Below are 26009 nucleotides of genomic sequence, written 5' to 3'. Positions count from 1 at the left end.
CAGACCGTGCTCTTTCTTTATCAAGATTATCTATGAGAGTCGAAAATCGCAATTAATATCCGGGATTCTGGTCCTCCATAGTCAGTTGCTCATTGGCATCAATGGCAGCCTGCGGGATAGGCCATAATAATTTTTCACCTATGGCGGTAGCTGCAGAACCTTTCAAATGCGGGTTATACAGATTATTGTACTCTATGAGTTTGCCCATACGGCGGAGGTCCATTCTGCGATAACCGTTACCATACATTTCACAAGCTGATTCTTTGAGAATAACATCCAAATCAACAGAGGGAGCATCAGGCAAACCGGCACGTTTGCGGACACTGTTCAAGCGGGCAAGGGCTTTCGGGTCGTTTAGCTTGTAGTAAGCCTCGGCAGCTACAAAAAACATTTCAGGAAGTGTGATTATGTGCAGGTCGCGAAAACTCTTTCCGGCATCGTAGGATGCTATGGCAGAGTCATCGAATTTACGGCAAGGCATTACGGCCCAACTCCATTGCTGTGCTGTGGCAAAGTCATACTTTGTGATGATTCCGTTGGGGTATTCTTTTAAGTCTTCCGTATAATTACTCATCGGCTCCATACCAGCTGTTAGCTCATTTTGCGGGATTATGAAAGCATGGGCGCGGTTTGTCGGATCTTCATTACGCCACGCGGCTACGGAAGCTTCATCACATTCCCAATAAGCGGGGTAGTAAACGCCTACCATTTTACCTTGAGCAGTGTTTCCGTTACTATAGAAGGCAAAGTAATCGCCGATGGGCTTTCCGTCTTCTTTGAATCCTGTGGCATTGTCGCCCCAGTATTTCTTTACGAGCAACGTCTTCATGAACGTGGCATCATAACGTTTGTCACCTTTTTCAAAGTATCTCAGTGTGTGCATATAGGGGATGTATCGGGAATCTCCATTTTTCATGCCTTCTTCCGAACCACCGTAGTAGCCGGAGTAGAGGGACTGCCAGCGGTTACCTACATTTTGGTCGTGTGCAGTTTCGTAGTCATATTCCACGTCGAAGATGAATTCCGCGTCATCGTCCCCTGAACGGTCTGCCGCCCATAGTTTGGCGAATTCTGTTGTCAATGAACGTCCGTTAATCACTTCATCGGCAAGTTTGGCAGCTTCTGTAAAGTAAGAGTTGTTGTTCAAATCCCATGCAGCGGAAAGATAGGTCTTGGCAAGCAATGCTTTGGCTGCCTCTATACTGGCTTCACCGCCTCCTTTGGTTGCTGAAGAGGCTACTAACTTGTTGTTACTGATGATGTCCTTCAAGGTGTTGATGATGTGGTTGTACACAGCCTCGGCAGTGGCTCTCGGATAGCCTTTGACGGCTGTACTGGCATATTCGGTAATCAGGGGTACACCGCCATAGTTGTTCACTAACAGATAGTAGAACAATGATTCCACAAAGCGTCCTTCATCTATCGCTTTCTGCTTTATCTCGTCACTCACTGTGGCGTTGGGGGCATAGTACTGTATGGCAAGGCAAGAGCGTAAACCGTCATAACAAGTAGTATAGAAGTCTTCCACAATACCGTTTTCAGGGGTGAAGTTGGACCAGCGGTGCAAGGCTGCATCGTTGTCTTTACGTCCGTCTTGATACATATCTGTGCCGGAGTTGAAGTAGGTTGTCACATCGCTGCTGTTGAATATGGCATCAAGTTGTCCGTATGCGTCATTAACCAATGACTGGAAACCGTCGGCTGTGGCAAAGTACTCTATGTCGGTCACAGAACTTTTATTGTCAGGAGTCAGGAAGTCGTCGCATCCTGTCAATGTGATGGAAGTTGCCATACACATTGCATATAGTAATCTTTTATATGGTTTCATATCTTTAGAATGTTTATAGATTTAGAATTTGATATTTGCACCGATTTGGTAGGTTACGGAAGCCGGACCGCCGTCAACCAATGAAGCGCTGGCCCATTCCGGGTCGAAGCCTTCATAGTCGGTGAAGCAGAAGGGGTTGAGTACATTGACATAGAGACGCAGGTGCTTGATGGCAAGTTTGCTGGTCCATTGTTTCGGGAAGGTGTAGCCCAATGTAATGTTTTTCACCTTGACGAAAGAGGTCTTATGGTATCTGACGGCTGTGCTGCTTTTAGTGAAGTAGTTTCCGCCCGTTTTGTCTGTATTATTGGGGTAGGGACAGCTGCCATAGTGAGTTGTGGCTTGTGTAGTCACGTCACCGGTCACGGGATCAAGTACCGGAGTACCGGCAGGAATATAATAGTCAAAACTCATCTTTTGACGGCCACGGTCGCTGTAGTCCATATATTGTTCGTGGAAGTAGCTGCGTGACCATTGTCCCTGTTTGGTGTAAAGCATGAAAGAGAAATCAAAACCTTTATATGCCATGCTCGAACTCAAGCTTCCGGTCCAAGTGGGATCCGTACAGCCAAAGATTTGTTTGTCATCGTCATTGATTACTCCGTCATCGTTCCAATCGTTTACAGCCATTTGACCTTCATACCATTTCAATTTGTTCTTGCTCTTGGGACCGAATGTGTCGTAAACCTCTTGCAGAGTGTAATGGCGGTCACCATTGATGGTATGCATTGTTACACCCTTGTCTGTAATGACGCCTGCAGGCGTGTAGTCACGCAATACATTTAACCGCTCGCCGATGAACCAGTTCTTGGAAATGTCATCGCCGTTTGGCAATTCCTTGATTTTGCTCCAGTTGCGTGCAAATGATACGTTTACATCCCAAGTGAAGTTCTGGTTGCGAATAACGCCAAAATTCAACCCTAATTCGATACCGGTGTTTTGTACAGAACCGATATTGGTAGTGATGGAGCTTTCACCGGTTTCGATGGGGACGGTGGCTTTCATAATCTGCCCGTCGGATAAGCGGCGATAAGCGTCAGCAGTTACGTTGATGCGGTTTTGTAATACGGCAAAGTCCAAACCGAAGTTGAATTCTTTAATCTTCTCCCAAATAAGGTTTTTGTCTACCAATCCGTTGGGGTAGTAGCCTTGTAACTCTTTACCGTTGATGGTTACGTAAGACGGACCGGCAGCTGAAGAGCTGGTCACATAATCACCTACATTGTTGTTACCTGTAATACCGTAAGAAAGGCGTAGCTTCAGGTTATCCAGCCATTCTACGTCTTTCAGGAAGTCTTCTTCCGAAGCGCGCCATGCCACAGCTGCGGAGGGGAACCAGCCCCAACGGTTGTTTTTGGCAAAGCGTGAAGAACCGTCAGTACGTACGGTTACGGTAGCCATATAGCGTTCTTTATAGGCGTAGTTTACACGGGCAGCGACAGAAACCAATGATGATTCCGTATACGAAGAAGCGATATCTTTTGTTCCGGAACCTTTACCCATAGCATAAAATGAGAGCTTGTCATCCGAGATGTCCGTTACGCCTTGTGTATATTGCTCTTTGTCTGATTTATACAGAGAGAATAATCCCATAGCGCCGATACGGTGGTCTCCGAACGTTTTTGTAAAGTCAATCTGGTTATCCCAAGTCCAGTCCAAACGGTCTGTGTTGGTAACAGTGGCTTCGTTGTATTTCTTCTTCTGATACCAAGCAGTACCCAGTGGATATTTCTCAGAGACACCTGTACCCATGAAGACACCTTGACGGCCGTGGTAGAAGTTGGGTGAGAACGTGGTTGTGAATTTCAGCCCTTCCATGAGGTTGAAACGCAAGTAAGCATTACCGAATACATGGAATTTGCGAGTCGTATTTTCGTATGCGTCTATCTCAAAGTCAACGAGGGGCGAGGGCGTGGAAGTCAAAGACATCTTTCCTACTTTTGCCGGAATGGCGAGTAAATTTCCGTCTTCATCCCAAGGAGAAACTACGGGAGCAAACCAGAATGCGTTGTTGTAGGGGGAGTAGGTATTTGAACCGTCGGTAAACCAGTCGTTCTGTACGTCATAAACCAAATTGACAGACATACCGGCTTCTACCACCTTGTTCAGTTTACTGTCGAACGCACCTTTGATGTTGAAACGGTTGTAGTCGTTTTTCTTGAATACATTTTCTTCACCTTGATAACCTACGCCTAAGCGATAGTTCGTTTTTTCAGAAGCGCCGCTGGCACTAATGAAGTGGTTTTGTTGGGAAGCAGTGCGCAGAACCTGACCGGCCCAATCATAACTTTCATTGCTCATCCATCTGTCGTGAAGGGGAGAGTTTTTCCAGTCTGTTCCGTTTTGGAATACGGATTGCAGGTCACCGTCCGTAATGGTATAGTCGATAGTACCGTCTGCGTTAGGACCACTGGTAGTAGTATAACGTGCGAACCGGTAGTTCATCCATTCTGTAGATTCCATAAACTCCGGCATACGGGCTACCTTGCGGATGCCATAATAACCATCGTATGTGATTTCTACCGGTTGTGCCTTGTTCTGTCCTGCACCTGCGCCCTTTGTGGTAATAAGAATTACACCTTCGGAAGCGCGGGAACCGTAGATAGCAGTAGAAGAAGCATCTTTCAGTACGTCGATACGTTCGATATCTTCGGAGTTCAAGAAGTCGATGGATGAAACCACCATGCCATCTACTACATAGAGAGGTCCGCTTGAATTATTGATGGATGATTGTCCGCGGATTTGCATACTGAATTTACCATTGGCACGGCTGTTGGTTGCTGTGATATTGACACCCGGAACTGAACCCTGCAAAGCGTCTTCTACACGAAGTGCACCGCGAGCGGCCAACTTATCAGAGGAAACAGAGGCTAAAGAACCCGTTACGTCTGTTTTCTTCATAGTACCGTAACCTACAACCACTACCTCGTCCAATGCTTGCGCATCTTCTTTCAGCGTGACTTTGATGTTACTCTGGTTGCCGACAGTAACAGTTTGCGAGATATAACCGATAAATGATACCTGAATTTTGGCGTTGGGCTGTACGCCTTGAAGTTTGAATTTACCGTCGATGTCGGTAATCACACCATTGGTAGTTCCTACTTCCAATACATTTGCACCTATTACAGGTTCGCCCGTACCATCTATGACAGTACCCGAAATCTGGCGACCTTGTGCAAAAGCGACTAAACACAACATACTCAGTGACAGAGTAGCTAATGCCCTTTTGGCAAGTCTTTTTAAATCCATAAGTTTGTTTTTTATAGTTATTAAATATAAAAGGTTAACATCTATTGTGAGGTGTTTCCCTCTGTTATCGAACACAAACGTAATAGATTGTTAATAAATAGAAGATTATTTTTTGGTATTCTTTGTGGAAAAATTGATTTTTAACGAGAAACTCAGATTTGCAAGACACCCCTTACACACTTCTGCATCCCTTTATTTATCGGACTTTACGGGTGGAACCATTGTTCAGACGAGTTGCACTACCGGATAAACGTTACCGTAACGTCCGCGCTTGCGTACGAATCCAGCCGGAGATAGCAGTTGCGCGAAACTGTTAGGATTTACTCCTCGCATGGCAGCGGGATTCTGTTTTTTCAATGCTTTGAATATATCGGCGGCAGAAAGATTATGAACCATCTCCTTAGTGTCTTTTTCGGTGGCAGGGCGAAAGCATGAAAAGAGTACTTCATCCGTCATATTACGACGTTGGAACGTACGGTTGTGTTCTTGCAGTTCCTGTTCTTCTTCGGCGGTAAACCAATAGCGGGCTCCATTCGAGAGTTCCTGTTTGAGCTGTGCATAGATTTGTTTATGTTCGATGTGGCTGCAATTTATTTTTTCCTTTACCTCTACGCACAGAAAACGGCGGCTGCCTGTCGAATCGGAAAGCAGGTCGAAGCGGTTGCTTGTGCCGATGAAAGAAGCGATGCGGGGCAGATTGCGAAAATTCCTTTGGTATGCCTTGCATAGGTTCAGGTCTGCCATTTGCATCAGGTTCTTGAGCAGGGGCATTTTTCCGATAGAGTATTTGTCGAACTCGTCGAGGTTTAGCAGTCCCATTTCCGACATTTTGCGGGTGACATTGCTTCGTGAGGTGAGCTCTACCTCATCCGAATAGTAACGGGACAGGCTGTCGGGCATCAAGCTTTTGCAGAAGGTGGATTTCAGGCAGCCTTGCCGGGTGCTGACGAGAAGGGGAGCTACACTGTTGGCATGCTTTCCGGTTTTCCCGGTCCATTGTGCGGCCAGTCCGAGCATCCATATGTGGAAGCCGTTTATCCAGAATGGCTCGGAAGAGATGCGGCGTGCCAGTTTGCCAATCCGGTCAATGCCGTCCCAAACGGGGAGCCGGTCGAAGTAAAGTAAGAAGGGATGATATTCTTGTACGTTTTTAGAGAATAGATAGCGGCTGATGTCTTTATCCCAACAAAGGATACCCTGTGCATGGGCTTCAAGACACAGGGAGTTCAGTTCGCGCTTACCTATCGGTGTGAATATTTCATGTGTGCTGTCACTGAGACGGTATTCGGTTTCTTCTGTCAGCATATTGTAGCGAAAGTCGTAGGTGACTTGCAGAAAGCGGTTCACTTGCTCTGTCAGGCTGACCGGATGATGCTTGGCGGGTGATTTTTGTTCGAGGAATTTTCTTTGATGCCCGTTTCTCCAATCTCTTATTAAGAAAGAGATAAATTTCATAATGCTGTTTTCCATCATACAAATTGTTTTTATTAATTGTTTTGTGTCACGAAGTTACTATCGGCAAACCTCCTTTTGCAAGCCTTTTCCGTACTATTTTCGCTTGTAGCGCCGAACAACTCAAACCCTTGTTTTATTCTATTTTCAACGTAGGATAGCCTGTTTTTCCTCGTAGTAAAATAGGATGTTGACAGTAGTAAACAGGTCTATTTATATCTGTCAACGTATCTGTTTACATTTGTCAACAGGTCTGTTGGCAGTAGTCAGCATTCATTTATTCTTATAGGAATAATAGATTATCTCATGGGAAAACACTAACTTTACACAGTATAAATAAATACTGCACTATGGCAATTCATTTTGAATGGTACGAGAATCCGGTACCGCCGAACCGACCGGACGAGAAAAAGCTCCATGCGCGCATTACGCTCAATGGAAAGATAGGAACGGACTATGTGAGGCGCAGGATTCAAGAACGTTGCTCACTGACGGAAACGGATGTAACGTCTGTGCTCGATGCCTTGTCGCATATACTGGGCGAAGAGTTGGGCGACGGACGCCAAGTGCATTTGGACGGGATAGGCTATTTCCATCCTACGCTGAAATGTGTAGAGGAGGTGACGGCAGATACGAAACGTAAAAACACGAAAGTTCGTCTGAAAGGTATCAAGTTTCGTGCCGACCAAGCATTGAAGAACGAGATAGGGGTTGTGAAGCTTAAGAATATCAAGCATAAGGGACACTCCCGTAAGCTGTCGGACGTGGAAATAGATATGCGCTTGCGGACGTATTTCGCCGACCACCAGCTGATGACGCGAGCGGACTTCCAGCAGATATGCGGATTTATGAAGTCGAAGGCGATGGAACATATCCGAAGGCTGAGGACGGAAGGCAAAATACGGAACATCGGAATACCTACACAGCCTGTGTATGTGCCTGTGGCGGGATATTACGGGGTGAGCAGGGACAGGATTGTGAGGCAGTGATGCTGATGTGGGTTCCACCCGCAAAGCCCGACGGATAGGGGGGTGTGGAAGGTGGAAGGGGGGATTGATGTATAAAAAGTAAGGGTTGGCTTTGAAGCCAACCCTTACTTTTTATAGTTTTAGGTGTTTAGTTATTGTAACCATTTGGAAGCGCCGATACCGTCTTCACCAATGACACCAATAACTTTGAAGTCTCCGTTTTCGGGGTCTTGCCACAAAGATTTCTCATCAAAATCTAAGGGAAGAAGACCATCAAGAGGATATGTCTTTCCTTTTGAATCTTCACACCATATAAAATTAGTTTTATAACTATGGCTAACCCCTGCGTTTAAATTATTATTGGGATTTACAAAAATTGAACCTTTTACTCCGGCAGTATATGCTAAACGGTTAGTACCTGCACTTCCTGTTGTTGCCAATGATGGACCAAAGATTGTTTTACTGATATTCAATGTCACGACCTTTTCATTTCCATTGAATCGGAATAACGGTGTGTTAGCATTAGCTGTGGTTTCTAAAGGTGCATAACAGAATGTACAGTTTTCAATGTTGAAAGTTATATCTCCAGCTGTTTTACGCATATCACATAACATTACAATATTAGTAATTGTACAATCTTTGAATGTAATCTTTTCCCAAGCACTTGCTTTGTTGTCAGTTGTTACAACACCTTGATTTCCTACACCGTTAATGGTACATCCATCAAAAGTTGCATTAACGATAGCCGCTGTTTCTTCTTTCGTGCGTATAGTACCACGTCCACCTTCAATATAACATCCTTTGAAGATTAATTCTTTAATGGAAGAATTCTTTTTATCTAAGCAAATGATTTGACCACCAGAAGATATGCTTATAGAAGATAAATCTTTTATGAAATTAGGGTTAACCTTTACTATTTCATTTTCAGTAGTGAGTGCTTTATCTCCATAGAAATCTATATTAATAAATTGTACTTTTTCTATATTTGTATTTTGCGGACATCTCATATTGCTGCTAGCAAGAATTCGGGCATTTCCACCTAATGTGGGACCTGTCATAAAGGTTATGGATTTTGTTAATTCAGAATTGTTGGTATCAACAACATAATCGGTTTCACCTTTTAAAATAACCCCCATTCCTTCTGTAAGTTTATTCCAAAATTCAGGATCCTTTAGTATTTTCTGTGAGTCATGATCTTCATTACGCAAATCAATATAACCTGCAGGAAAACTTTCTCCAAAGTTTACTGGTGTTGCTGTTGTTGTGCTCAGCTTACCTGCATACGTTGAGTTATCCAGTATCTCGTCATCTTTGTAAGCATAAAAAGTGTACTTCGTTTCGGGACTCAGATTAAAGATATCTTTATATCCGGCATTAAGTTCTGCTTCAGATACCAATTCTATACGTGCGGTAGTTTCGCTACCATCTTCTCCCTCGGCTCTTGTTGCTGCATCGGGAGCGGTAGTTTCAGTTACAACTTTAATGGCCTTGATGATATCGGCATTGGAGCCACCGGCCTCTTTCCAACTGATACGTACTGCATTGTCAATGGCTTTAGTTCCTGACAAGCGAGAGATGTAAGCAATGTTTGCATCCAGAGTCTGGTATTGTTCGGACTCTTTGCCTATGCCTTTACATTTAATCTTCACCATGTATTTCTCGTCCCAGTTCAGCCCTTCGAAAGTGTAGGGGGAAGTTTGACAAGAAACTTCCGACAGGAGTTCGTAGGTATTGTTGTCTTGGTCGTCTGTACCGGTTACCCGATACAGTTCCAACACATAGTCTGTAGCTCCTTTGATGTTTTCCCAAGTAGCTACCAGATTATTGTTTTTCACTTCCAGTGATGTTACCGGACGAAACAGACGAGGAGCTTCACCGAGGGAGTCATCATCGCTGCATGCGGTAAAGGTGTAACTTGCTGTCAACGCAAGAAACATGATTGATATATATTTCTTGATTTTCATAATACTGCTGTTTTTTTATTTGTTACGGATTGCATAACCATCGTTAGATAATACACCACCCGATGACATGATACGGTCTGACGGGATAGGGAATACATAAGGAGTCACTTTGGTTCTCAAGCTTGAGATGTCTTCTGCTCCTGTCACCAATACACCTGCGGTCAAACCATACCAAGAAGAAGTGATTTTTTCGTTTACCACACCTTTCTTAATGGGATCTCCGGCTTCATCCTTTCCGTAAGCTTGATTGGTTTCAGGGTCTTTCTCGCTGACACTGATAAATCCGTCTACGAAACTTACATATTTCAGACCTTCGTATGTAGCACCTGCGTCTTTGATATCATCGTCTTTCAGGCTTTCTGCTTCTTTGTAAGGACTCTCGGAACGGTCGTAATATGTAGTGTACAAGTTGTTGTTACCGGCTTCGAATACGACTTTACCTTCCTGATATTTGAAGTAGAGGCGTGATGCAATGTTCTTGGCTTCTACCGGTTGGTTTTTGTCGTAAATCAGTTCGCCCCCTTCCAGTTTCAACTGTTGGTAGTTGATGGCAATGTCGCGCATCCATTCTATTGTATTTACGATAGCGTCACTGTAGTAGTTCCAACGGATAAGGTCGAATTTGCGGATATTCTCACCACCGAATTCCCAAGCTCTTTCATTGATGATGGCTTGCTTAAATGCGTCATGATCTGTCAAAGCATTGATGTAATTGTCTACTTGGGCAGTTTTGTCGGAAGCATTGGCAAATGCGCGCTCGCGTACTCGTTTCAGCATATCTTTGGCTGTTTGTGTAGGGGCATTATTAATCTCATTTTCAGCTTCTGCCAGCAACAGCAGGACGTCTGCATAGCGCAAGATAGGCCAGTTGATACCTGTACCTTTGCTCTCTGTGGCTGTCACCAAATCCAGACGGCACCATTTTGCGGGTTGTACGCTGAATCCGTCTACTGCATTCTGCTTATTGTCGTACAGCCAGCGATAGTTGGCACATGTGGCAGACAGGCGTTGGTCTGTAGGGGCAAAAGAACAAGCATAACTCGGAGTTAAGTTGGTATAAGTAGTACCTGAACCTTTGGAACTGTTTACTACACTTAAACCATGACACCAGCCTATATCACCGCCAGAGTTGGTAACGTATCCGAGTTCGAACAATACATCTCCGTTAGCGGGGTTGCAGCCATTGATTTGGTTGTCGAATATTTCTTTGAAGTCTGGATTCAGAGCACGGTCTTTCAGTTTGATGAGTTTAAGTGCATAAGCTTTTGCTACTTTATAATAATCATCGGCTGAAGAAGCTGTCGCTTCATTTCCGTTTTCATCAGTGTAAGTAACGGTATATTCTTCACCGCTTTCTGTGCAGCGTGCCATTGTTCCGTCTGCTTGCATAGAGTAGCCTGCACGGAACATAGCCAGCTTGGCAATAAAACCTAATGCAAATTCACGGTTCATATATTCCACACCGATTTCATTGCTCCATTGCATATCTTCTTCGATGTTGATAAGGTCTTGGATACAATGTGTATAAATAATGTTCTTGTCAGTGCGCGGATCGTTATGCATTTCATCTTTAGTTGACGGTGTTGTGGCAAAAGGTACGTCTCCCCAAAAGTTGCACAACATCCAGTACCAATAGGCGCGCAGGCAGTAAGCCTCTCCGAGGAGTTGCTTCATGTCCTTATCCCCTTCGGTATAACGTTCGCTTGCTTCTATGCCTTTGATACACTGATTGGCAAAGTCGATAGCTTTGTAGGTGTTGTCCCAGCAGTTCAGAATATCACTGAAATATTTCATATTCAATCCCCATACTCCACGACGGTCGGTATTTTCTCTTTGAGCTTTGTTGATGAAACCTACTTCAATATCTGTATTTTGCATCCAGTTGGTACCCATACGTGAGGTGTAGGTATCTTCGCAAAAGTATGAGTAAACGTGAGAGACCATCTTGCGTGCGTCCGTAGGATTGGAACATACGTACGATAAGTCATCTGTGGACAAGGACTCTGTGTCGAGCATATCATCACAAGAGGATGTGAGGAACAGGCCGCAGATTAAAGTTGCTATATATATAAATTTCTTCTTCATGTTTCTTCAATTATTTATTAATTAGAATGTAATGTTGACACCTGCTGTCCAAGAGAATGATTTGGGATATGCAGAGTAATCGGCACCCGGAGTGACACCGCTTGTCTTGCTGTTGCGGATAGCTGAGTTCACCTCAGGGTCGTAACCGTCATAACCGGTGATGCAGAACAGATTGTTGAGCGTGCAGTACAGACGAAGTTGATTGCAAGCGAACTTTCTTGTCCAGTCTTTAGGTAAGGTAAAACCTACGGTCAGGTTCTGCAGACGCAGGAATGAACCGTCTTCTACTGCCCATGAGGTAGGTACAGGGTTATTGTCGGACATGGTAGTGGCAGACCAGTAAGAGGCATTGGCATTCATGGCTTTCAGAGTCTCATAATCGGTAATGATAGTACCGTTTGACTGATCCAGATAGGTCCATGCCCTACCGCCTAATGTTACAGGAGCCATTTCTGCACGGAGGTTGGCGTAAGAGTTACGGTAGGATTGAGAAGATACCATCTTGTCCATATTATAAACATCATTGCCTACCACAAAGTTGAAGTTGGCGGATATGTCGAACCATTTGTAGTTACCGCTTAAACCGAAACCACCGGTAAACTTGGGTTGGGTACGTCCGATGATTACACGGTCGCCTTTTTCTGTAATTTTACCGTCGCCGTCTTGGTCTTTCAGTTTCATAGCTCCCGGACGGAGACCTCCGTAAGAGCTTGCAGTTGTGTAGGTGTTGTCTGTAACGCCTTCTTTCAGGATATAATTTCCGGATTTGTCAAACTGAAATTGGGTCTTGCCGTTGTCATCTGTATAAGTGACAAAGTCATCTACGCCATATATGCCGTCATACACAAATCCCCATACAATGCCTAAAGGCTCACCTACGATTACGCGGTAGTCGTCGCGTCCACGCATATCCGAGGAGAATGCTCCGGAGTTGTACGACATGGATGATATGCCGTTTGCTAATTTGTCAACTTTGTTTTTGTTGAAACCGATGTTGAAATTAAAGTTCAAAGAGTAATCTTTCTTTTGAAGAATAGCTGCGTTCAAGCTCAATTCAACACCTCGGTTTGAGGTTTGGCCGATATTCTGCTGCATGGTCTTGTAGCCGATGGCTGTGATGCTTTGTTCTATGAGCAGGTCTTTAACTGTGTTCCAGTAATAATCAATGCTACCGGTAAGTCTTTCGTTAAAGAAGCCGAAGTCCAAACCGACGTTACGGGTAATTGTTGTTTCCCATTTCAAGTCGGGGTTGGCAAGCTGGTCGTTGTTCAATGTATAGTGAGGATTCTGCTCTTCACCGGCTCCATAGTATTTACCGCCGGAGTATGCCTTATAGCTGGTTTCGTACAGAGAATTACCGATACGGTTATTACCGGCAGTACCATAAGATAAACGGAGCTTCAAGTTGGACATGAACTCTTTGGCAGGTTCCATAAATGGTTCTTCTATTACACGCCATGCGAGAGCTGCGGCAGGGAAATATCCCCAACGGTTGCCTTTGGTAAATTTGGAAGAACCGTCCGCACGGATGGTGAAGGTCAATAGGTATTTGTCTAACAGACTGTAATTGGCACGTCCGAAGAAAGATATTGTCCTGTCTTCTTGTCCTAATTGAGAAGAAATAGTGCGTGAACCTGTAGCACCGGAATTGGCTGCCATACTTGCGAACATCTTTTCCGGAGTGATATCTTCTTGGAAGAATTTGCCGATAATTTCATTGCTTTCGCTGTTGGATGCCACATATTCTTGTCCTACCATGATGTTCACATCATGAATCTTGTTGAATTTTTGTTTCCAAGTCAGAGTGTGTGCTGCACGAAGTTTCCATGAGTCTTTCTTTTCCCATTCGCCCATTGGCAATCCTTGACCGTCTTGGACAGCTTTGCTGCTTCTTGGGCCATACCAGTCTTTTTGTTGGAAGAAGGTATAGTCGTAACCGCCTTCTGCACGATAGGTGAAGTTCTTTGTGATATTCCAGTTGATGGCTGCATTGAAGTTGTAACGACGCTCGTTCTTTCTTCTCCAGTAGTCGTTAACCTGATCTTTCAAGCTGCGTGTTGCGTTAACATATTCTTCATATTCTTCTTCCGGAAGCGTGCTCGGATCAATATCAATTTGGTCATACAGACCGTTTACAGGAGCTTTCATTAAAGCATCATAAGAACGGATTTTGTATGAGCCACCACCTGTACCCACACCTTTGGTTTCGGTATCGGCCAAGCGTGCGCCAAAGTCCAGACTTAGATTCTTGTATAGTTCATGCTTCAGTTTGAAATTCATATTGTAACGTCTGTATCCATTGTTCTCCATTAAGCTGTTGTCGTTGGCATAAGTTCCGCTTAATGTGAATTTGGTTTTTTCGCTACCACCGGTAATGCTGATGTTATGTGACTGAGACAGGTCGCTGTTGTCGAACATTTCTTCCTGCCAGTTGTGACCTTGTTGGTATTTGTATAAATCTAAGTCGCCATATGCACCATAACGTTCTTCAAAACCTCTGATGGCGGAAGCGCCTCTAAGAGCTTGACGCTCGTAATTGTACATGACAAACTGATAGGGGTTCATTACATCCAAAGTCTTGCGGATTGTTTTTCCTTGTACATATCCGTTATAGCTGACGGTTGTCTTTCCGCCTTTAGCCCCTTTAGTGGTGATTAATATTACACCGTTAGCACCTTGTGAACCGTAGATGGCGGTAGAAGCTGCATCTTTCAACACGGTGATGTCTTCAATATCGGTTGGAGCAATGTCGCTGATACTTGATACCGGAAAGCCGTCTACTATATAAAGAGGAGAACTGTCTCCGGTAATAGAGCCGCCTCCACGCACTTTGATAATCATTTCTGCATCAGGCGAGCCGTCAGTCGTTGTGATTTGCACACCGGCCAGTTTACCGGTTAATGCTTCGGCTGCATTGGTCACGGGAACTTTAGCCAAGTCGGCTCCTTTTACTGTGCTGACCGCACCTGTTAAGTCTTTCTTTTTAGCTGTACCGTAACCGATGACTACCACTTCTTCCAAGGCTTGTGCGTCATCTTCCAAAACAACATTGATTTGAGTTTTTCCTTTCAAGGCAACTTCCTGTGTTGTCATTCCCACATAAGAGATGACTAAAGTTGCATTGCCCGGAACACTTAGGGTAAAGTTACCGTCAATGTCAGTGATTGTACCATTACCGGTATTCCCTTTTTGGACTACAGAAGCACCGATAACGGTTTCTCCTGTCTTGTCTTTCACAGTACCTTTTACGGTTACATTTTGCGCTGATATACTAAGCGATATCATGGTTACTAAGAGGAATAGTAACGCCGTGCGCATGTTTTTCATTTTAGACATTCTTTGCATATTTGTTTATTAAAAAAGTGATTTTTCGTTGTGTGTGTTCGTGCACACTGTTAATTCATCGATGCAAATGTAGATTAACGTGAAAAATGACTTGTGGAATATTTGTTTTTAGGTATGTAATTTTTGTTCTCTGTAATATTTTGTCACTTAAATCCTCTTGTAAATATGTTGTATAGCAGGAAACAAGGAAAAGGACAAGTTGAAAATCAAAAAGTACACATAAGGATGGGTAGGACTATATACATTTGCGAACTATAATTATAATACTAATAATTTAATACTATGCGATATGGATAAAAGCAAGTGGATACTATTACTGTGCTTTCTCTTTACATGGGGATGTAGCTCTGATTCGGAAGGGAAAGACTCAACAGATGTGACAACAGGGAAAATAGAAAAACTTATTGAACCGGTTACTTCAATTTCTGCTGACGGCAAAGAGGCGGTGTCTGTAACCTTTACAGCCAATAAGGCTTGGACTGCTAAAGCTGAAAAAACTTGGTGTACAGTAACGCCAGCTTCCGGGGAAACGGGAGGAGACATTATTCTTACCATTACAGCCGGAGAGAATGGCAGCTATGATGAGCGTAACTCTAAGGTGACCATCACTTGTGGCGATGCTGTAGAATACGTAACTGTCACACAAAAACAGAAAGATGCAATTCTGTTGACTTCCGGCAAGGTGGAGGTAAAAAGAGAAGGGGAAGAGTTTACTGTGGAGGTAAAAGCAAATGTGAGTTTTACAAGTGAAGTCAGTGAAGAAGACAGGGATTGGTTACGTCTTGTTACCCAAACACGTGCCCTCTCTACTTCTGTCTTAAAATTCGCAGCATCGGAGAATATGTCCGATGAAAAGCGTGAAGGCGCTATCACTTTCAAGAGCGGTGATTTGTTGGAGACGGTAACCGTTTATCAGGCAGGAAGTATCCCAACTATTGTACTGAATGAAACCAACTATAAGATACCTGCTGAGGGGCAGGATATAACAATAGAATTGCAAAGTAATGTGGAATATACCATTCAGTTACCTGCCGGTGTTGATTGGATTAGGGAAAAGCCGGCAACTAAAGGCATGTCTACTTATACCCATCACTTTACGGTTGATGCAAATGATGAAGATACTTCCCGCAGGGCGGAAATAGTCTTTACGAGTAAAAAGGGAGTTTCTGATAGTGTACGAATCGTGCAATACAGTTCTCATCCGTCAATGGAGCAGGTGGAGTTCGCCGCTTTCCCCGGTGCTGAAGGTCATGGAAAGAATACCGTAGGCGGTCGTGAGGGCAAGGTCTATCACGTCACCAGTTTGGAGGATGACGGTACAGAAGGTACGTTACGTTGGGCGTTAGGACAAGACGGGCCTAAGACAATTGTGTTTGACGTAGCAGGTACAATTCATTTGAAATCGGATATTAAAACTCAGAAAGATTATCTGACGATTGCCGGACAGACGTCCCCCGGCGGTATCTGTATCGCTGATTATCAGTTCTGGATTAATTCTAATGATGTTATAATCCGTTTTCTTCGTTTCCGTCCGGGAGATATCGGTGGAGCCGAACCTGATGGTTTGGGGGGAATGGACAAGAAAAATATCATAGTGGACCATTGTTCTATGAGTTGGAGCGTGGACGAATGCCTGTCGGTATATGGCATGGAGAACTCTACCGTGCAATGGTGCCTTGCAGCGCAGGCTCTGCACAACTCAACTCATGGTAAGGGTTCGCACGGTTATGGCGGGAACTGGGGAGGTAATCGTGCTTCTTATCATCATAATATGATTGCTCATTGCAAAAGTCGTGTTCCGCGTCTTGGTCCTCGTTCTACAACTCAGGAGAGTGAGTATGTTGATATTCGCAATAATGTTTATTATAACTGGTCGGGTGAAGGCTGCTATGGCGGTGAGAACCAGCATATGAATATAGTAAACAACTATTATAAGCCGGGGCCTGCCACTAACTCTGCCGGCACCAGCAAACGCACACGCTATCGCATTGCCAAGATTGGAGTGCGTACGACTGCGTACTGTCAGGATAAAGATGGTAATTGGAACTCTTGGCAGCCTTCGTTGCACAAGTGGGGTACATTCTATATTGATGGCAACACGGTGGAAGGATATGCGGATGTTACGGCGGATAATTGGGAAAAGGGTGTTTATGAGCAACAAGACAATAATGAAAAGGTCGATTATCTTTGGACGGACGACGTTAAGAAAGATATCAGAAAAGAAACGTTGGTTGTGGAGACAGGAGGCGTAACAACTCATTCCGCAACGGATGCCTATGTCAAGGTAATGGAGTATGTCGGCGCCTGCAATTACCGTGACGCCATAGATAAACTGATTTTGGGGGATGTGAAGAATGGGCTGGCTACTTGTACGGCTACCGATAACAGTGCCGGGCTCGGCTATATAAATACTCCTAAAGATATACTTTCTGCCTTACCGGAACTGAACGGAAATCCCTATCCGGCTTTGAAGACGGATACTTCCATTGATGTGACGGATACGGACGGTGACGGTATGCCTGATGATTTTGAAATAGAATTTGGTTTGAATCCTAATGATGCGAACGACGGCAACAGCAAGACACTTGATCCGGACATGAATTATACGAACTTAGAGATGTATTTGCACTATCTTGTGAAAGATATTATGAAAAAGCAGGTAGAAGGAGGTCTATAATATCTTCCGCCTTATCCACAATATAATCGGGACGGAATTCCTCCAATTCCGTCCGTGGGCGGAATCCCCAAGTTACTCCGCAGGAAGTGACGCCGGCATTGATAGCTGTCTGCATATCCACTCCGGAGTCGCCTACGTAGAGTACTTCTTCTTTATTTACTTTGGCAATGGTCAGAATGTCTTCTACAATGGTAGGGTCAGGCTTTACATTGACTCCTTCCCGTTGTCCGAAAACAGCGATGAAACGTATTCCGGGGAAATAGTGGGCTATCAGTTTTTGTGTTGCCGCCTGATACTTGTTGGATGCAACAGCTATCTGTAGTCCCTGCAACTGTAGTTGCTCCAGTAGTTCGGGAATGCCGGGATACGGACGGCTCTTGTCTGCGTTGTGCACGTCATAATAAGGAATGAATTCCTTGCGTACACGGAGTACGTTCTCTTCACTCTTTTCCCCTTCGGGAAGAGCACGCTCAAAAAGTTTATTAATCCCATTGCCTACCATAAAGTTATAGGCAGACTCTTCGTGGGTAGGATAACCAATCATGCTCAAGGCATGATTGGTGCTTTGTGCCAAATCGGCAATTGTATTTAGTAAAGTACCGTCCAAATCGAATATAACAAGTTTCTTCATTATTCTTATCTTATTGCTTCAGGCGCAAAGATACGATAATTCATCGAAAAACTGTTATTTCGTAATTCTGAACCAGTCTACATCTGTCCAACCGCCGTCGTTGGTGACAATAGCCGGACGAGTACAGAACATTCCCACCTTGGCGCCAATCCATTTACCTTCTTTTACTTGAAACGGCTTACCTAACGGTTGATACTTCTTACCGTCGAGGCTGTAGCTGAAATTACATAGTACCAAAAGGTCGTGCCCGCCTTCGCTCTTGGAAATCTTTTTTCCATCGGAGGTGAACTTGGCACGCAAGTAAATCGTGTTGTCTTTTAAATTGATAGTTCCGTTCACAGATTCGGGAGTACCTTTGTCTGCCTTGGGACAAGATACTTGGGATAATACTAAACCTTTGTCTGTATTCTCTAAAATCAGTCCGGCGTAGTCAAGACCCATAACGACCAGTCCGGTACGCTCTCCTTTGTACTTCTCCGTAGGCTTGAAGGTCAGCTTCATGGTAGCGGTGAAATTGTTGGCAGGAGTTTTCTGTAACAATAAGTTGGCTACGTCCCATAGATTTTTGAACTCTTTGATAACAGGATAGGAGTAGAGTCGGACTATGCCTTGATCTCCTGCATAGTAAGCCCATTTTTCATTGATGTTGGCATGCCATTGCCACTGTGGAGAAAGGGTGTAGCCGTCAAACTCGTCACTCTCCTGCGGAGTACGGATGGGGTATGTTTTACCTACATCCGGCTTTTTATAAACCAGTACCGGGTCGCCACAGCCGTCACCGTCTTTGTCAATACCGATAACAGGCCAGTCGTTTACCCATTTCATGGGTTGCAAATGTACCAAGCGCCCATAAGCGCCGACATCCTGAAAGTGCAGGAACCAGTCCTCACCGGTAGGAGTATCCACCCATGCTCCTTGATGAGGACCATTGACTGGGCTATTACCCTGAGCCAGTACCTTTTTCCATTCGTAAGGACCGTATATATTCTTGGAACGGAGTACGACCTGCCAACCGGTGGGTACCCCTCCTGCCGGGTGGAAGATGTAATAATAATCTCCTCTTTTGTAAAGTTTGGGACCTTCACAAGTCTGGTGTGCTTCATGTCCGTCGAAAATGACGCGTGATTGCGTAATGGCTTTGGTGGCATCCGCATTCAGTTCGCATATGGATATGATACTTTTCAATCCGGCACGGCTTCCGGCGTAGGCATGTACCATATATACTTTTCCGTCTTCATCCCAGAAAGGGCATGTATCTATAATACCCTTACCCGGCTTTACGAGTACGGGGTCTGTCCACGGCCCTTTGGGATCTTTCGCTTTCACCATGAAAGCGCCTTGGTCGGGATCGCCCCAAAATATGTAGAACTCACCGTTGTGGTGACGAATGGCAGGCGCCCATACACGGTTACCATGTTCCGGACGTTCCGGTGTTTCAACAGGAGCGAGGGAGTAGGGGACGGCAGCGCCGATGATATTCCAGTTAACGAGGTCTTTGGAGTGCAGGATTTGCAAACCCGGCAGACAGTTGAAACTGGAGGAAGTCATGTAGAAATCCTCTCCCACACGGCAGGCGTCCGGATCGGAATAGTCTGCATAGAGTATCGGATTCTTATATTTACCGTTACCTTGGTCGGCCACCCATACCTCGGAAACATAATTCTTCTCTTGTGCTGTCAAGGGTAATGTGAGCAGCAGGCTGAGTCCTAAAAGTGCGCTTCTGGTTTTCATGTTACGATTTGATTCTTTAATGTTTAAATTCTTAATGTTCAATTTTTATCAGAACCGGATGTTGCAGTTCTTCTTTCCACTCGTGCATATGGGCAAACCATGTTTCGGGAGTAGGATAACCGAAAGTTTCCTTGCATGACGTGAACATGGTGTAGTGGCGGAAGCCTTTGCTGCCGGGGGCTGAAAGCGTATAAAGGAAATTATCTTTGTCTTTTACTTCTTTGCGGACGTATTTCTGCGGGATGTAAGTGGCGATTCCTATCGTTTCTTTTGCATATTTTACAGTGTCGTTTACGGGCCAGTGCCTTCCCCAACTGCCTACTAAACCTTTGTGATCGGATTCAGAGAGTGTTTCGTTACCCATAATATTTTGTACACCGGTACAAAAAACTTCATCTTTCAGCGGCTCATCAAAAAAGGTTTCTACAAGCAGATCGCGGTGGCCTGCATAAAGAATGTAACGGTTAGTCATATTCAGTTCTTTTCCTTGATACTCCCAGCCTTTTACCGCAACATCAACAATTGTGCGTATAGGGCCGTAAGCGAGAATACTTTCCGTGCGGAAGGCTATCGGTTCTATATGAGTCGCTTTTGTTCCGTTCCATCCTTTCAGAGCGCCGATGCCGCAACTGTTTCCCACCAGTAGCACATCATCGCCAAAACCACGTGCAAGCTGTTCATCATTAGGATAAAAACCGCTTTCTTGTATTTCCAACCCTTTGTTGAATTTGCCATAGGGGTCTATTGTTTGCTTTTGATTGAAATAAACGCGGTATGCAACCAGCTCCGACTCAAACATAGGCCCATGTCCATGCAGCATATTATAAAAATTGGTCGTACCCGGTACGGTGACTGCCTGTGTAGGAGCATGCTTCTGCTTCTTGGCATCTCGTATCAGCATTTCGGCAAAGACACGTGCCGGATAGGTCTTATCTGTTTTGGCGGAAGATAAGGTTACTGTCAGCGTCTCTTTGCTTTTGGCAGGAATATTCATGACAAATGCCAACTCATCAACTTTCAAATCACCGTCCAAATCATCCAGCTGTGAGGGTATCTCTTTATTACCGTTCATTACAATAGCTGAGCGAACACGGAAACCGGGTTGCAGGTCTTGGATTCTTAATACTATCGGAGCATCGATTTTATCTTTGCTCCATGAGTTACTTACTTCTACCGAGATAGTTTTGGTGCTTGTCTGTACTTGTGCGGCGAGAGTACTTGCGCACAAGAATAGAAAACCGGTTAAAAAGGGCGTTTTCATAAGGAATGTGTTTAATTAACTGTGGCAAAATTAAACTAAAAAGAGCAGACAGTTCTTTTTCTTTTGGCAAAAAAACTGTCTGCTTTGCGCTTATTGCTCTTATTGGGATTATTTGAAATCCAATATTTTTCCTTCTGCACCAATGGCGGAATACATCTTTCCGTCAACTTTCAGATTCTTGGCGTTTTTCACGTCCAATGTGTGCCCTTTAGTATCGATACGTATGTTTTCCAGTGCGACCCCTTCTGCTTGGCTGATGACAATGCCTTCTTGGGCGTCGTTGATGATTACATCTTTTACAGTTACATTCTTGATGGGCATTTCCGGCAATCCGTTGAAGAACATAGCACGTCCCGATCCTTTACAGATAATGTTGGAGATGTGAATATTGCGAAAAGAAGGCGTTTCGACAGTTACTTCGGGAACAGCTGTTTTCATACGGCCTTTCAAATTTTCTTCTGTTTCTTCACCGGCAGCTTTACCACCATAGAATAAATCGAACAACAAGGGTTCGTGAGGGATGTCAATCATGTGAATGTTGTGGATGTAGATGCTTTCTACGACACCGCCGCGTCCTCTGGTGCTTTTAAAACGCAAACCTACGTCTGTACCGAGGAACGTACAGTCTGTTACATAGATGTTCTTCACACCGCCGGACATTTCGCTGCCTACTACGAAGCCGCCATGTCCGTGCAGTACGGTGTTGTTCTTTACAATAACATTTTGGCAAGGTTCGCCGCGTTTGCGCCCGTCTTCATCTTTTCCGGATTTGATGCAAATAGCATCATCACCGGCGTCAAATATGTTGTTGATTATCAGTGCGTTTTTGCAGGATTCCAAATCTAAAGCATCACCGTTCTGCGAATACCAGGGATTGAATACCTTTACTTGGTTGATAGTGATGTGCTCGCATGACAGCGGGTGAAGACACCAGCTCGGTGAGTTTTTGAATGTTACCCCTTCCAATAAAACTTTTTTGCTCTTGACTATATTTAGTAATACCGGGCGTAGCCATGGACGTATTTCATTCCATTCTTCATCTGTTTCAATACCTTCAGGAGTGTTGAATTCTTTGCAGGCTAACGCTCCCTTCAATGAACCGGCGGTGGGATACCATATGGATTTGTCCACTACACCGCCCGACTTGACGAGGGCATCCCATTGACCGGCTGTGAGTTTGCCTTTCTTTACCGGACGCCAGCTGTCACCCGAACCGTCGAATACACCATAACCTGTAATTGCTATGTTTTCAGCATTGCGTGCTGAAATAGGAGACTGGCAACGGCGGGTATTCAAACCTTCAAACGATGTTTCAAGAATGGGATAAGCGTTAAAGTCATCTGTAAAGACAACTAATGCATTCTTTTCCGTATACAGATTGACATTACTCAATAACTCGATAGGCCCTGTCAGCCACAATCCTTCCGGAATCACTACTTTACCTCCGCCTTTTGCGTTGACAGCTTTGATTGCGTCATTAATCGCTTCTGTGTTTAGGGTAGTTCCGTCACTTTTCGCTCCGAACTGCAGGATATTGACTGTATAATCCGGAAACGAGGGCAACTCGACTTTTGGCATACTAAAAGGAAGCTCTTTATAGATACTTTCGTCTATAGGACTTTTGTATTGGGCATAAACATCATTCTGTACAGGCAGTAAAGCAAGAGAAAATGTGCTAAGCGTAAATAGTTTTTTTAATAATGTGTTCATTCGTGATACTATATTAATGAATTATGAATTGTAATTTGTGATTAATGAATTAAGCGGCATTTTCAGAAAGACTTTCATCCCTTTTTTATTATCCTCTCGTAAGCTGCCCTCGCGAGTGGCCTACGAAAGAAATAATAAATGATTCATGTTAACCTAATTCTAACCTTAAATAAATATTATGAAAAAACCTCTTAATTACTACGTTGCAAAAATATCGGGCTTTAGCTGAAAAGATGTGTACTAATTGTTGGTTTTGGTGTATTTTTTGTGGTTTTAGGCTTTTCTTTGTGTGCTTTCGGGGTTTTTGCACTATCTTTGCAGCTCAAAACTTATTAAAAAAGGTATGAGTTACAATTTGTTGAAAGGAAAAAGAGGCATTATTTTTGGTGCTCTGAATGAGCAGTCCATTGCCTGGAAAGTAGCAGAAAAAGCAGTAGAAGAAGGTGCAACTATCACCTTGTCCAATACACCTGTCGCAGTGCGTATGGGTGAAGTTTCTGCATTGGCTGAGAAGCTGAATTGCGAAGTTATCGCTGCAGATGCTACCAGTGTAGAAGATTTGGAGAATGTATTCAAACGTTCCATGGAGGTGTTGGGCGGTCAGGTTGACTTTGTCCTCCATTCTATCGGTATGTCTCCCAATGTACGCAAAAAACGTACATATGATGACCTGGATTATGATATGTTGGGTAAGACGTTGGATATTTCAGCTGTTTCTTTCCACAAGATGATACAGGCTGCCAAAAAGATGAATGCTATTGCCGAATATGGTTCTATCTTGGCATTGAGTTATGTAGCTGCGCAACGTACGTTCTACGGTTACAACGATATGGCAGATGCAAAAGCACTGTTGGAATCTATTGCCCGCAGCTTCGGTTATATCTACGGACGCGAACACAATGTGCGTGTCAACACCATTTCACAGTCTCCTACCATGACTACTGCCGGTTCAGGTGTAAAGGGTATGGACAAGTTGTTCGATTTTGCCAACCGTATGTCTCCTTTGGGCAATGCTTCGGCTGATGAATGTGCAGATTACTGTATCGTAATGTTCTCCGACCTGACCCGTAAAGTCACCATGCAGAATCTGTTCCACGACGGAGGTTTCTCCAGCGTAGGTATGAGTTTGCGTGCTATGGCCACTTATGAGAAAGGTCTGGATGAATATAAGGACGAAAACGGAAATATAATCTACGGATAAGAGAAACAAAGGTGCTAGGGTGATAAGGTGGTAAGTGATGGCAGGATATTTCCAACATTTTACACCCTATCACTCTATTACTTTCTCACTCTTCCATTCTATCACTTTTTTTATATGGAAACAGCTCTTTATTTATTGCCTGTTACTTTGGGCGATACTCCGGTTGAAACAGTACTACCTTCTTATAACAAAGAAATGATTTTGACTATCCGGCATTTTATAGTGGAGGATGTACGTTCGGCACGTCGTTTTCTGAAAAAGGTAGATAGGGAAATAGATATCGATTCGCTTACATTCTATACGCTTAATAAGCATACATCACCGGAAGATATTTCCGGATATTTGAAGCCTCTTGAAGCCGGCAATTCGATGGGGGTGATTTCTGAGGCCGGATGTCCGGCTGTTGCCGACCCGGGAGCGGATGTAGTGGCGATGGCACAACGTAAGAATCTGCGGGTTATTCCTTTGGTAGGTCCTTCTTCAATTATATTGTCGGTCATGGGCTCAGGTTTCAACGGACAAAGCTTTGCCTTTCACGGCTATCTGCCGATTGAACCCGGAGAACGTGCTAAGAAGCTGAAGGCATTGGAACAACGTGTGTACAACGAACATCAAACTCAGCTTTTCATAGAAACTCCTTACCGCAACAATAAGATGATAGAGGATATTTTGCATAACTGCCGTCCCCAAACCAAACTCTGTATCGCTGCCGATATTACGTGTGAAAGGGAATATATCAAAACTAAAACAGTGAAGGAATGGCAGGGAAAAGTTCCCGATTTATCTAAGATTCCTTGTATTTTTCTCTTGTATAAATAATCTCTTTTATATGTTCGTATTCAGACTCGAAGCAACTGCTGAAGAAGTTTCGATGAAGATTATGTTCTATTTGTTGGAATGTCCAAAGCTTTCCGCCTTTAAACTTTTTATTGCATAAGATGGAATCATCATCCAAATCAAGAGTGAATAGATAAATCAGACGGTTGGTTACTTCATTCTCAAAGTGATATGTAAAGTTGAAATACAGGTTTTGCAGAGGAGCTGTCGGTAGTGTTTTCAGCAATACACGTTTTACGCCTTGCTCTAAGGTCTCACCATATAATAAGTAGCTTTCCATTAATATATCCGTTTTTCCTTTGTCGAGTATACTGCATTGAGGACGTGGTAATAAGAATAGCATGCCATGTGATGCTACGGTGATGCGGATAACAGGATTGATATAATCATTTTTTCGGTTGATGGCCTCCGATGCTATTGCTTTTCCTATGACATCTCCTTTTTTAGTCACTATGGGGACGAATACGGTGTGTTTCATCACCTTATTGAAATAGTAGATGCCGAACTGGTTGAACAAGATGCTCAGTATAAATACGCAGGGTGGGAGGATGCGGAATAAAAAATGGCGCATCGTGTCACTTAGCGGGTGACCGAACAATATGGCAAGTGATATGATTAGAAAATGAAAGAACCCGATTAGCAGCAGCACGCGGGCGGATACTATTGCGGCTTCGGCTCCTTGTGCAAAGAACTGTTTACAGCACTTATGGGTCTGTGCTTCGTGGTAATTCAGGAAACGCCTCCTGTTCAAGAAGATGATAAGCGGTGGAATGATGGCGCTAATTTCCAAGGTGAACGGAAACATCGCTTTCGGACAATAGTCGGTGGCGAAAAGTGATGTTATTGTCAGTAACAGTAACATTCCTGTCGTGCAGTATAGTATGATTTGAGGGATATGCGAGCCTTTGCGTTGTGACATATAGATACTGGATAGCACCCCTACACCTGTACCGATATAGATGGCTATGTCTTGCATTATGAACTCACATAATATAATGGATATAATGACGGGGATATATCCCAGAGACATATTAAACTTGGATGATAGAACTCTTTGCTTGCCCATTACT

Annotated in this window: 15 protein-coding genes and 1 pseudogene; 5 read left to right on the top strand and 11 right to left on the bottom strand. The window is 44.0% G+C overall.

What is annotated here, in order from left to right:
- Positions 1–52: 52 nt before the first annotated feature.
- The 3 genes from DW121_RS01255 to DW121_RS01245 form a co-directional block, all read right to left on the bottom strand.
- On the bottom strand, positions 53–1828 hold the full coding sequence (locus DW121_RS01255; protein ID WP_118322865.1) for a RagB/SusD family nutrient uptake outer membrane protein: 1776 nt from the start codon (positions 1826–1828) through the stop codon (positions 53–55).
- A 21-nt stretch (positions 1829–1849) separates the two neighbouring features.
- The gene (locus DW121_RS01250; protein WP_118322864.1) at positions 1850–5077 is read right to left on the bottom strand and encodes a SusC/RagA family TonB-linked outer membrane protein; all 3228 of its coding nucleotides are present in this window, start codon (positions 5075–5077) and stop codon (positions 1850–1852) included.
- 225 nt (positions 5078–5302) lie between these two features.
- Positions 5303–6547 (bottom strand): VapE domain-containing protein, encoded by a 1245-nt coding sequence (locus tag DW121_RS01245; protein WP_117711243.1) that lies wholly within the window; start codon positions 6545–6547, stop codon positions 5303–5305.
- Positions 6548–6879: 332 nt separating this feature from the next.
- Here DW121_RS01245 and DW121_RS01240 point away from each other — a divergent pair, with 332 nt between their 5' ends.
- Entirely contained in the window at positions 6880–7518 is a 639-nt protein-coding gene (locus DW121_RS01240; protein ID WP_118322863.1) for a DNA-binding protein, read from the top strand.
- A 131-nt stretch (positions 7519–7649) separates the two neighbouring features.
- On the opposite strand, the gene DW121_RS01235 is transcribed toward DW121_RS01240, so the two are convergent.
- The 3 genes from DW121_RS01235 to DW121_RS01225 are packed head-to-tail and all read right to left on the bottom strand — an operon-like array spanning position 7650 to position 14831.
- Entirely contained in the window at positions 7650–9461 is a 1812-nt protein-coding gene (locus DW121_RS01235; protein WP_118322862.1) for a hypothetical protein, read from the bottom strand.
- A gap of 15 nt (positions 9462–9476) precedes the next feature.
- Positions 9477–11546 (bottom strand): RagB/SusD family nutrient uptake outer membrane protein, encoded by a 2070-nt coding sequence (locus DW121_RS01230; protein WP_118322861.1) that lies wholly within the window; start codon positions 11544–11546, stop codon positions 9477–9479.
- A 21-nt stretch (positions 11547–11567) separates the two neighbouring features.
- Positions 11568–14831, bottom strand: coding sequence for a SusC/RagA family TonB-linked outer membrane protein (locus tag DW121_RS01225; protein WP_233555751.1), 3264 nt, complete (start codon positions 14829–14831; stop codon positions 11568–11570).
- A 349-nt stretch (positions 14832–15180) separates the two neighbouring features.
- Between DW121_RS01225 and DW121_RS15760 the strand changes: the two are divergent.
- Together DW121_RS15760 and DW121_RS15755 are read left to right on the top strand one after the other, a co-directional pair.
- Positions 15181–15798: pseudogene (locus tag DW121_RS15760) on the top strand (BACON domain-containing protein); the annotation flags it as partial.
- Between the two features lie 99 nt (positions 15799–15897).
- On the top strand, positions 15898–17568 hold the full coding sequence (locus DW121_RS15755) for a BACON domain-containing protein (RefSeq protein WP_410492036.1): 1671 nt from the start codon (positions 15898–15900) through the stop codon (positions 17566–17568).
- Here the strand turns inward: DW121_RS15755 and DW121_RS01215 are convergent.
- From DW121_RS01215 to DW121_RS01200, 4 genes are all read right to left on the bottom strand, one after another.
- On the bottom strand, positions 17537–18199 hold the full coding sequence (locus DW121_RS01215; RefSeq protein ID WP_118322859.1) for an HAD family hydrolase: 663 nt from the start codon (positions 18197–18199) through the stop codon (positions 17537–17539). The genes DW121_RS15755 and DW121_RS01215 overlap by 32 nt on opposite strands.
- Before the next feature lie 54 nt (positions 18200–18253).
- A complete protein-coding gene (locus DW121_RS01210) occupies positions 18254–19930 on the bottom strand; it encodes a glycoside hydrolase 43 family protein (RefSeq protein WP_118322858.1) in 1677 nt (558 codons plus the stop codon).
- A gap of 31 nt (positions 19931–19961) precedes the next feature.
- The gene (locus DW121_RS01205) at positions 19962–21191 is read right to left on the bottom strand and encodes a DUF4861 domain-containing protein (RefSeq protein ID WP_118322857.1); all 1230 of its coding nucleotides are present in this window, start codon (positions 21189–21191) and stop codon (positions 19962–19964) included.
- Between the two features lie 108 nt (positions 21192–21299).
- Entirely contained in the window at positions 21300–22901 is a 1602-nt protein-coding gene (locus DW121_RS01200; protein WP_118322856.1) for a glycoside hydrolase family 28 protein, read from the bottom strand.
- Between the two features lie 343 nt (positions 22902–23244).
- Between DW121_RS01200 and DW121_RS01195 the strand changes: the two genes are divergently transcribed.
- Positions 23245–24102 (top strand): enoyl-ACP reductase, encoded by an 858-nt coding sequence (locus DW121_RS01195; RefSeq protein WP_022218190.1) that lies wholly within the window; start codon positions 23245–23247, stop codon positions 24100–24102.
- 114 nt (positions 24103–24216) lie between these two features.
- A complete protein-coding gene (locus tag DW121_RS01190; RefSeq protein ID WP_118322855.1) occupies positions 24217–24921 on the top strand; it encodes an SAM-dependent methyltransferase in 705 nt (234 codons plus the stop codon).
- On the opposite strand, the gene DW121_RS01185 is transcribed toward DW121_RS01190, so the two are convergent.
- Complete coding sequence (locus tag DW121_RS01185; RefSeq protein WP_118322854.1) at positions 24887–26005, bottom strand: hypothetical protein; 1119 nt, start codon at positions 26003–26005, stop codon at positions 24887–24889. The two genes, DW121_RS01190 and DW121_RS01185, sit on opposite strands and share 35 nt — an antisense overlap.
- Positions 26006–26009 lie beyond the last annotated feature (4 nt).

The organism is Bacteroides sp. AM10-21B (assembly GCF_003472565.1).
In the GTDB taxonomy this organism is placed as follows: domain Bacteria; phylum Bacteroidota; class Bacteroidia; order Bacteroidales; family Bacteroidaceae; genus Bacteroides; species Bacteroides propionicigenes.
Note: the sequence above shows the minus strand (reverse complement) of the source record. Positions and strands in the feature narration are given on the sequence as shown.

Excerpts from the sequence above, each read along its gene's own strand:
- DW121_RS01240 (WP_118322863.1), top strand. The coding sequence starts at position 6,880 with ATGGCAATTCATTTTGAATGGTACGAGAATCCGGTACCGCCGAACCGA.
- DW121_RS01205 (WP_118322857.1), bottom strand. The coding sequence starts at position 21,191 with ATGAAAACGCCCTTTTTAACCGGTTTTCTATTCTTGTGCGCAAGTACT.
- DW121_RS01245 (WP_117711243.1), bottom strand. The coding sequence starts at position 6,547 with ATGGAAAACAGCATTATGAAATTTATCTCTTTCTTAATAAGAGATTGG.
- DW121_RS01230 (WP_118322861.1), bottom strand. The coding sequence starts at position 11,546 with ATGAAGAAGAAATTTATATATATAGCAACTTTAATCTGCGGCCTGTTC.
- DW121_RS01225 (WP_233555751.1), bottom strand. The coding sequence starts at position 14,831 with ATGATATCGCTTAGTATATCAGCGCAAAATGTAACCGTAAAAGGTACT.
- DW121_RS01200 (WP_118322856.1), bottom strand. The coding sequence starts at position 22,901 with ATGAACACATTATTAAAAAAACTATTTACGCTTAGCACATTTTCTCTT.
- DW121_RS01195 (WP_022218190.1), top strand. The coding sequence starts at position 23,245 with ATGAGTTACAATTTGTTGAAAGGAAAAAGAGGCATTATTTTTGGTGCT.
- DW121_RS01235 (WP_118322862.1), bottom strand. The coding sequence starts at position 9,461 with ATGAAAATCAAGAAATATATATCAATCATGTTTCTTGCGTTGACAGCA.
- DW121_RS01215 (WP_118322859.1), bottom strand. The coding sequence starts at position 18,199 with ATGAAGAAACTTGTTATATTCGATTTGGACGGTACTTTACTAAATACA.
- DW121_RS01185 (WP_118322854.1), bottom strand. The coding sequence starts at position 26,005 with ATGGGCAAGCAAAGAGTTCTATCATCCAAGTTTAATATGTCTCTGGGA.
- DW121_RS01255 (WP_118322865.1), bottom strand. The coding sequence starts at position 1,828 with ATGAAACCATATAAAAGATTACTATATGCAATGTGTATGGCAACTTCC.
- DW121_RS01190 (WP_118322855.1), top strand. The coding sequence starts at position 24,217 with ATGGAAACAGCTCTTTATTTATTGCCTGTTACTTTGGGCGATACTCCG.
- DW121_RS01250 (WP_118322864.1), bottom strand. The coding sequence starts at position 5,077 with ATGGATTTAAAAAGACTTGCCAAAAGGGCATTAGCTACTCTGTCACTG.
- DW121_RS01210 (WP_118322858.1), bottom strand. The coding sequence starts at position 19,930 with ATGAAAACCAGAAGCGCACTTTTAGGACTCAGCCTGCTGCTCACATTA.